Annotated in this window: 6 protein-coding genes and 3 pseudogenes; 2 read left to right on the forward strand and 7 right to left on the reverse strand. The window is 60.7% G+C overall.

Annotation, left to right across the window (positions count from 1 at the left end; translation table 11 throughout):
* Nucleotides 1-134: 134 nt before the first annotated feature.
* Nucleotides 135-1,133: an adenylate/guanylate cyclase domain-containing protein gene (locus tag DC522_RS31990; protein ID WP_116532484.1), complete on the reverse strand. Its 999-nt coding sequence runs from the start codon at nt 1,131-1,133 to the stop codon at nt 135-137.
* Nucleotides 1,134-1,494: 361 nt separating this feature from the next.
* A pseudogene (locus DC522_RS36610) lies at nt 1,495-1,722 on the reverse strand (transposase); the annotation flags it as partial.
* 117 nt (nt 1,723-1,839) lie between these two features.
* On the opposite strand from DC522_RS36610, the gene DC522_RS32000 reads away from it, so the two are divergent.
* A complete protein-coding gene (locus DC522_RS32000) occupies nt 1,840-2,874 on the forward strand; it encodes an IS481 family transposase (protein WP_116532485.1) in 1,035 nt (344 codons plus the stop codon).
* 67 nt (nt 2,875-2,941) lie between these two features.
* On the opposite strand, the pseudogene DC522_RS32005 reads toward DC522_RS32000, so the two are convergent.
* A pseudogene (locus DC522_RS32005) lies at nt 2,942-3,226 on the reverse strand (transposase); the annotation flags it as partial.
* Nucleotides 3,227-3,311: 85 nt separating this feature from the next.
* On the opposite strand from DC522_RS32005, the gene DC522_RS32010 reads away from it, so the two are divergent.
* A complete protein-coding gene (locus DC522_RS32010; protein WP_116532487.1) occupies nt 3,312-4,367 on the forward strand; it encodes an IS110 family transposase in 1,056 nt (351 codons plus the stop codon).
* 119 nt (nt 4,368-4,486) lie between these two features.
* Here DC522_RS32010 and DC522_RS32015 read toward each other — a convergent pair whose 3' ends face one another.
* The 4 genes and pseudogenes from DC522_RS32015 to DC522_RS32030 all read right to left on the reverse strand — a co-directional run.
* Complete coding sequence (locus DC522_RS32015; RefSeq protein WP_116532488.1) at nt 4,487-4,966, reverse strand: transposase; 480 nt, start codon at nt 4,964-4,966, stop codon at nt 4,487-4,489.
* 163 nt (nt 4,967-5,129) lie between these two features.
* Nucleotides 5,130-5,549, reverse strand: coding sequence for a GFA family protein (locus DC522_RS32020; RefSeq protein ID WP_116532489.1), 420 nt, complete (start codon nt 5,547-5,549; stop codon nt 5,130-5,132).
* 62 nt (nt 5,550-5,611) lie between these two features.
* The gene (locus DC522_RS32025; RefSeq protein WP_116532490.1) at nt 5,612-6,043 is read right to left on the reverse strand and encodes a DUF1772 domain-containing protein; all 432 of its coding nucleotides are present in this window, start codon (nt 6,041-6,043) and stop codon (nt 5,612-5,614) included.
* Nucleotides 6,044-6,110: 67 nt separating this feature from the next.
* A pseudogene (locus DC522_RS32030) lies at nt 6,111-6,320 on the reverse strand (IS5/IS1182 family transposase); the annotation flags it as partial.

Genomic DNA, 6,320 nt, shown 5'->3' on the forward strand with positions numbered 1-6,320 from the left:
CTGGCAGGCCCGCGATCTGTCAGCCCGCCGCTACGTCTATGTCTGGGCCGATGGCGTCTACCTCCAGGCCCGGATGGGCGAAAATCAGTTGCCGAAGGTAATCGCCGGTGTCAGATTCCAGGACGGCGCCGAGATCATTCCGACGCCAGCGCACAACGTCGCCTAAATTCCGGCATAACTCTGGCAGGTTCAACAATGGATGCAATTTGCTGCGCAATTTCATCTTGAACCGCAAAAATGTCATCTATTCTCCGATCCAATCTATCGGCCCAGACATGATGCCCGGTGTCGGCGTCTAGGAGCTCGGCCGTCACCCTCAGGCGCTCGCCCGCCTTTCGAACACTCTCTTCCAACACGTAGCAAGCCCCGAGATCCCTCGAGACCTGCCGGACGTCAACGGCTTTACCCTTGTATGTAAACGAGGAACTTCGGGCGATCACTGGAAACTCCTTCCAGTGGCTCAGCGCAGTGATAATATCTTCTGTGAGGCCATCAGAGAAGTATTCCTGCTCCGGGTCTCCGGTCATATTCGTAAATGGGAGTACTGCAATCGCTGGCTTACTCAGAAGATAGCGAATATCAACGTGAACACTCCTACTGTTCTGGCCCAAGCTAACCCGGTATACGCGAACAGGATCAGGGATGTTTTTGAGGTCCTGCTCACCAAGATCGACGAAGGACAAGTCCTCTGTGCCCGCCACCTGCTGGAAGACGGCCTCCGAGATGAGCACCTCACCCGGTTGTGCGATGCTCTCCAGGCGAGCCGCGACGTTCACTCCATGGCCATAGATATCATTCCCTTGAACGATTACGTCTCCGACATTCACTCCGATGCGCAACTCGATCTTCTCCTCATCAGGTACCGCGTTGTTCTGCGCACTGAGAACCTGTTGAATGTCGATGGCGCACTTGACCGCCGCAACGGCGCTGGAGAATTCGCATAGGGCTCCGTCACCCATGAGCTTGATCGTGCGTCCGCAAGACTTACTGATCCGAGGGTCAAAGAGTTCGTCCCGCAATGCGTTCAGTAGGCGGAGAGTCTCTTCTTCGCGCAGGCTCGTCATGCGGCTGAAGCTAACCACATCGGCGGCTAATATTGCCGATAACCTTCGCTCGACACCTTTTGCTGTCAAGATCTGACCTCCGCCGCCACAAAGGATACGGCTGAACGCCTCACATGGCCACGAACTTCCATTATTTTGCGGTTTTCACCCTTGTTCGTAATTTCGGGACGGCCTCTAAGGTCGACTCCTGACCCTGCTCCCTCCTTGGCGATCGTCAACGAGGGAGCTTTTTGTCCCTTGTGAGAAAGCAGACGGTGGCGTGTTGCGGAACGCGCCTATGGAAATTCGAACTAATGGGATCAAGCACTCCATCAGCCATGTGTCCCAACCTCAGAATGGTCCGGAGTGGGTCAACCTGAGCCATTAAGCGTGGCCATTTGAAGGGCAGCTCACGCCTCCGATGCAGAACTTCGGCTAGAGCGGGTTCGACTTAGGTGAACTCGTATCCGCAGTTGCTGAGGTAACTCTGGCACTCCTCAGCTGGGAAGCTATCGAGCAGTTCTCCGATCGTGGTCCAGAGTGCTTCCTTGGTGCGAGCAGCAGCCTTGCGCAGCAGCGCCTTGAGCTTTGCAAACACCTGCTCGATCGGGTTGAGATCGGGCGAACAAGCCGGCAGGTAGAGCAGGCTCGCCCGAGCGGCGCGGATCGCTTCCCGTGCAGTAGTTGGAACTTAATCTGACAGACGGTGTCGATTGGCTGAGGCCTAAGCCGAGGCTGGGCGCGGAGTGGTCGGGGTGCGTAGCGCCCGGCCTCGGCGTTCACAAGGAACACCGCCATGACCAACGAGCAGAAGATTATCCGTGCGAAGGTTGGCCTGCTGGAGCTGGCCAAGCAGCTCGGCAACGTGAGCCAAGCCTGCCAGATGATGGGCTATTCGCGCGACAGCTTCTATCGCTTCAAGGAACTCTACGAGACCGGCGGCGAGCTCGCCCTACAGGAGCTGACGCGCCGTAAGCCGCTGCTGGCCAACCGTACTCCACCGGAGGTGGAGGCCGTCATCGTTGAGCTGTCCCTGGAGCAACCCGCCTTCGGTCAAATCAGGATTGCCAACGAGATGCGCAAGCGCGGTCACGCGATCTCACCGGCCGGCGTTCGCGGGGTCTGGCAGCGGCATGATCTCGAGACCATGAAGAAGCGGCTCAAGGCGCTGGAGGCGAAGGTCGCGCAGGAGGGCCTGATCCTGACCGAGAGCCAAGTGGCGGCCCTGGAGAAGGCCAAGGCCGAGAAGGACGCGCACGGCGAGTTCGAGAGCGAATGCCCCGGCTATTGCGGGGCACAAGACACGTTCTACGTCGGCACCATGAAAGGCGTTGGGCGGATCTATCAGCAGACCTTCATCGCCACCTACTCCAAGGTGGCGTTCGCCAAGCTGTATAATCGCAAGACCCCGCTCACCGCCGCTGATCTGCTCAACGACCGTGTCCTGCCGTTCTTCGATGCCCACGACGTGAAGCTGTGTCGGGTGCTCACCGACCGCGGCACCGAGTCCTGCGGCAATCCCGAGCGTCACGAGTACGAGCTGTATCTCGCCGTGGAGGATGTGGATCACACCCGCACCAAGACCAAGAACCCGCAGACGAACGGGATCGTTGAGCGCTTTCACAAGACGGCGCTGGACGAGTTCTATCGTGTGGCGTTCTGCAAGAAGATCTCCGGTTCAATCGCTGCGTCGCAGAGCGATCTCGATGCCTGGGTGAGGAGTTATAATGAGGAGCGGCCACATCAGGGGCGGTGGTGCTTTGGCAAGACGCCGATGCAGACCTTCTTGAATGCCGTGCCGCTGGCGAAGGAGAAAATGATTGCAGCCTAATCCTGTCGGACAGGCTCAATCCGATCACTCTCTGACGCCGACTGTCCGATCAAATACCGACTACTACAACATAGGCTTGGAACACCTCGCCCGTCATCGGCCCATCCAGCACCATTGGGGCGATCAGACCGCTGGCGCGCAGACCGGCCACACAGGTCGTGATCTTCCAGTGACCCCACGGTGTGGCATCGACCAGGCGCTCGCCGCGTCGACAGCGTCCATAGCGCCGCACCATATTGGTCGACGCACCCGTCTCATCCAAGAACACAAAGCGGCTTGGATCCCTATAGCGCTGCCACACCCGCCAGTGTCGGCGTTCACGCGCCACGTCCGCGCGGTCCTGTTCGGCGGCTCTCAGGCTCTAATGGCATGGACCGGCCGTGCTCCCGGGCGGAGCATGGGAGAACGGGATTGTCCCGCAGCCACGGAGCCATGCCATGACACATCAGACCGCAAGTGAGTGCGTCGCCACCATCGGGATCGACCTGGGCAAGAACACCTTCCACCTCATCGGCATGGATGCACGCGGCAGGATCGTGCTGCGCCGGAAGGTCTCGCGTGGGCAACTGCAGTCCTGCCTGGCCAATCTGCCGGTCTGTCTCATTGGCATGGAGGCTTGCGCCGGAGCCCATCACGTCGGGCGTCAGCTCGCTGCCCTTGGTCATGACGTGCGCCTGCTGCCGGCCCAATACGTCAAACCCTTCCTCAAGGGACACAAGAACGATTATCGCGATGCCGAGGCCATCGCTGAGGCGGTGCAGCGCCCGACTATGCGTCCCGTGCCGCTGAAGTCGGCCGAGCAACTCGATCTGCAAGCTCTGCATCGGGTTCGCCGTCGACTGATCGGCCAGCGCACCGCCGTCATCAATCAGATCCGAGGCTTCCTGCTCGAGTGTGGCATCGCCGTTCGTCAGGGGCCGGCTGGTTTACGGGAGGCACTTCCGGCCCTTCTGGCCCAACGCACGGACGTGCTCTCGCCGCGCATGATCCACCTGATCGAAGATCTGGCGGCAGACTGGCACGGGCTCGATGAACGCATCGAGACGCTCACCCGTGACATCACGGCTCTGGCGCGACAGGATGCAAGCTGCCGTCGCCTGATGGGTATTCCTGGGGTTGGGGTAATTACGGCCAGCGCCATGGTGGCGGCGGTGGGAACCGGGGCAGCATTCGCCAAAGGGCGCGATTTTGCTGCCTGGCTCGGGTTGGTCCCCAAGCAGATCTCCACCGGTGACCGGACGATCCTGGGTGGCCTGTCCAAGCGCGGGAACCGCTATTTACGCACCCTGTTTGTCAGCGGCGCACAGGCCCTCCTGCAGCGTCCACGCTACTGGGACGGACACGGCTTTGGGCGTTGGTTACAGGCAGCAGGCGCGCGGCTACACCGAAACGTGCTTACCGCGGCTCTCGCTAACAAGCTCGCCCGGATCGCTTGGGGCGTGCTGTATCGCGGACGCGACTACGAAGCGGAGTATGCGACCCGCACAGCCTGAGCGGGGTGCCGCAGCAGAATCCTCCCAAGGTTCGCGAGAAGGATGTAACAGGATGGACGAACGGTTGCCCGGCGCACCGGAAGCCTGAACAAAAAAATGGCCCGTCGAGGTCGTGGCGTCTAAGCAGGTCCCGTGCGCGCGGATTTCCATGATGGCCCGGAGCCAGAGCTCCACAACGAGGCCGGATAGATTGATGCGGACCGTCTCTCATCCATATGCCACAGCCCTCTTGCAACGCACGGCCGGTCCATAGATTTTTTGTGCGTCAGGCCGACTCGCCGGAGCCAGCGGCTGATGGTGGAGGTCGCACCGACCACGATGCCGCGCTGACGCAGTTCAGCCTGGATCTCCACCAGCGAGATCTCGGACCTGGCACCGAGGAGCGCGCGTACGAGCGCCTCATGCGGCGCAAGGATCGGACGGCGATGCCCACCAAAGCGGGCCGGAGCCGGACTGCCGCTTTCACGAAAGCGCCGCATCAGCTTCACGGCGGCCGACGGGCTCACGTCAAAGCGCAAGGCAGCCTGCCGGATCGAGGATCCACCTTCCACCGCACGCACAATCCGCTCACGCAAGTCTCGGGACAGAGGAGCTGGCATGGCACGCCTCACCGACGATCACAACCAGCCTCATGGAATCAGCTCTGCCGATTCCACGCAACCGCTGCACGCTCTAACGGCAGCCCCGTGCCAGGACTGGACCTTCCTGGTTCACGAATTCATTTCGCAAAAGGCGGGTACGGAGCGCGCGCCAGCAACGGTTTCACGGGCGAAGATCTGGTCCCATCTCGAAGCGCTCTTGGGTCTTGATATCAGTGGCCCAAGGCAGAGCCGAACGGCACCAGATCTGCCTTCGTGGCACGAGGTCCCAACGCTGCCGGATCGTTCCGACCCGGAGGTTGTAGACCTTCGGTCCTTCACCCTCCGCCGTCGAGTAGATGGGCGTCCCGCACTCGGGACAGAACCCGTGAAGCCGTCTCGCTCCACTCGTTCCAATCTTCACATAGTTCTTCACCTCACCCGAGAGCAGCGTGAAGGCACCCTTGCGCGTAGGAGCCACGGTGCGGAAGGCTGATCCCGAGAGCGTCTGGCAGTCGGTGCAGTGGCAGAGCCATATCTTCTCGGGCTCAACCTCAGCCTCGAAGGTGATGAAGCCACAGTGGCAACGCCCATCGACTTTCACGGCGCAACTCCTCTTCGTTTCAGAGCTGAGCCTACATCTAATTCGAACCTAGGTCGCACTGCTCAGGAGAGGGAAGCCCATAGGAAAGCGGCAGACGCCGCGAAGCCAAGCGCGGTTCGCACCGCGTGAAGCGAACCCCATCGTTTGATCATTGCTCGGCTCTCGGGACCGGCCGCTGCAGGATCGGTTGCCATGAGCCTGTTGTTCGTGGGCATGATGGCGAAGAACGTCACCGGCCAATTCGCGACCATGAGCAGCCCCCCAACGGCCCAACCGAAGTGTCCGGTCTGCCACCACGCCGCGAGCCCGAGCAGGAACCCTACGATGGCCAGCGGGGCCTGCATGGCCAAGCCGTGCTTGTAGGAGGGCTTCCACTCGGCCAGCAGAGACTGGTCGTCCAGCCCCAGCCGGGCAGGTTGCTCCGCCACATTGATGTAAAGGGCGGCGCCGGAGAACACGGCAGCGACAAGGAGCGCAAACTGCCCCGTGAGCATGGCGATCTCCTTCAGGTTTCGCCCACTATAAGGCCTCCCATCGGCTCGAGCATATGTCTCATGGGTGTTAGGTCGTGGACTCATAACTGCGGATCCAGATGCGGGCTGATGCGAGCTTGATGGCCGCCAAGAAGTTTCCCGGATCTTTGTCGTATCGGGTGGCAATGCCGCGGAACTGTTTGAGCTTATTGAAGAAGCGTTCGATAATCTGACTGCAAATGACAAAAGCGGGTAGCTTCGCCATTTGGGCTGGTTGGAATGGCATAGCGGATCTCGA

The sequence above is a fragment of the Microvirga sp. KLBC 81 genome, assembly GCF_003075415.1.
In the GTDB taxonomy this organism is placed as follows: domain Bacteria; phylum Pseudomonadota; class Alphaproteobacteria; order Rhizobiales; family Beijerinckiaceae; genus Microvirga.

Excerpts from the sequence above, each read along its gene's own strand:
- DC522_RS32010 (WP_116532487.1), top strand. The coding sequence starts at position 3,312 with ATGACACATCAGACCGCAAGTGAGTGCGTCGCCACCATCGGGATCGAC.
- DC522_RS32015 (WP_116532488.1), bottom strand. The coding sequence starts at position 4,966 with ATGCCAGCTCCTCTGTCCCGAGACTTGCGTGAGCGGATTGTGCGTGCG.
- DC522_RS32025 (WP_116532490.1), bottom strand. The coding sequence starts at position 6,043 with ATGCTCACGGGGCAGTTTGCGCTCCTTGTCGCTGCCGTGTTCTCCGGC.
- DC522_RS32000 (WP_116532485.1), top strand. The coding sequence starts at position 1,840 with ATGACCAACGAGCAGAAGATTATCCGTGCGAAGGTTGGCCTGCTGGAG.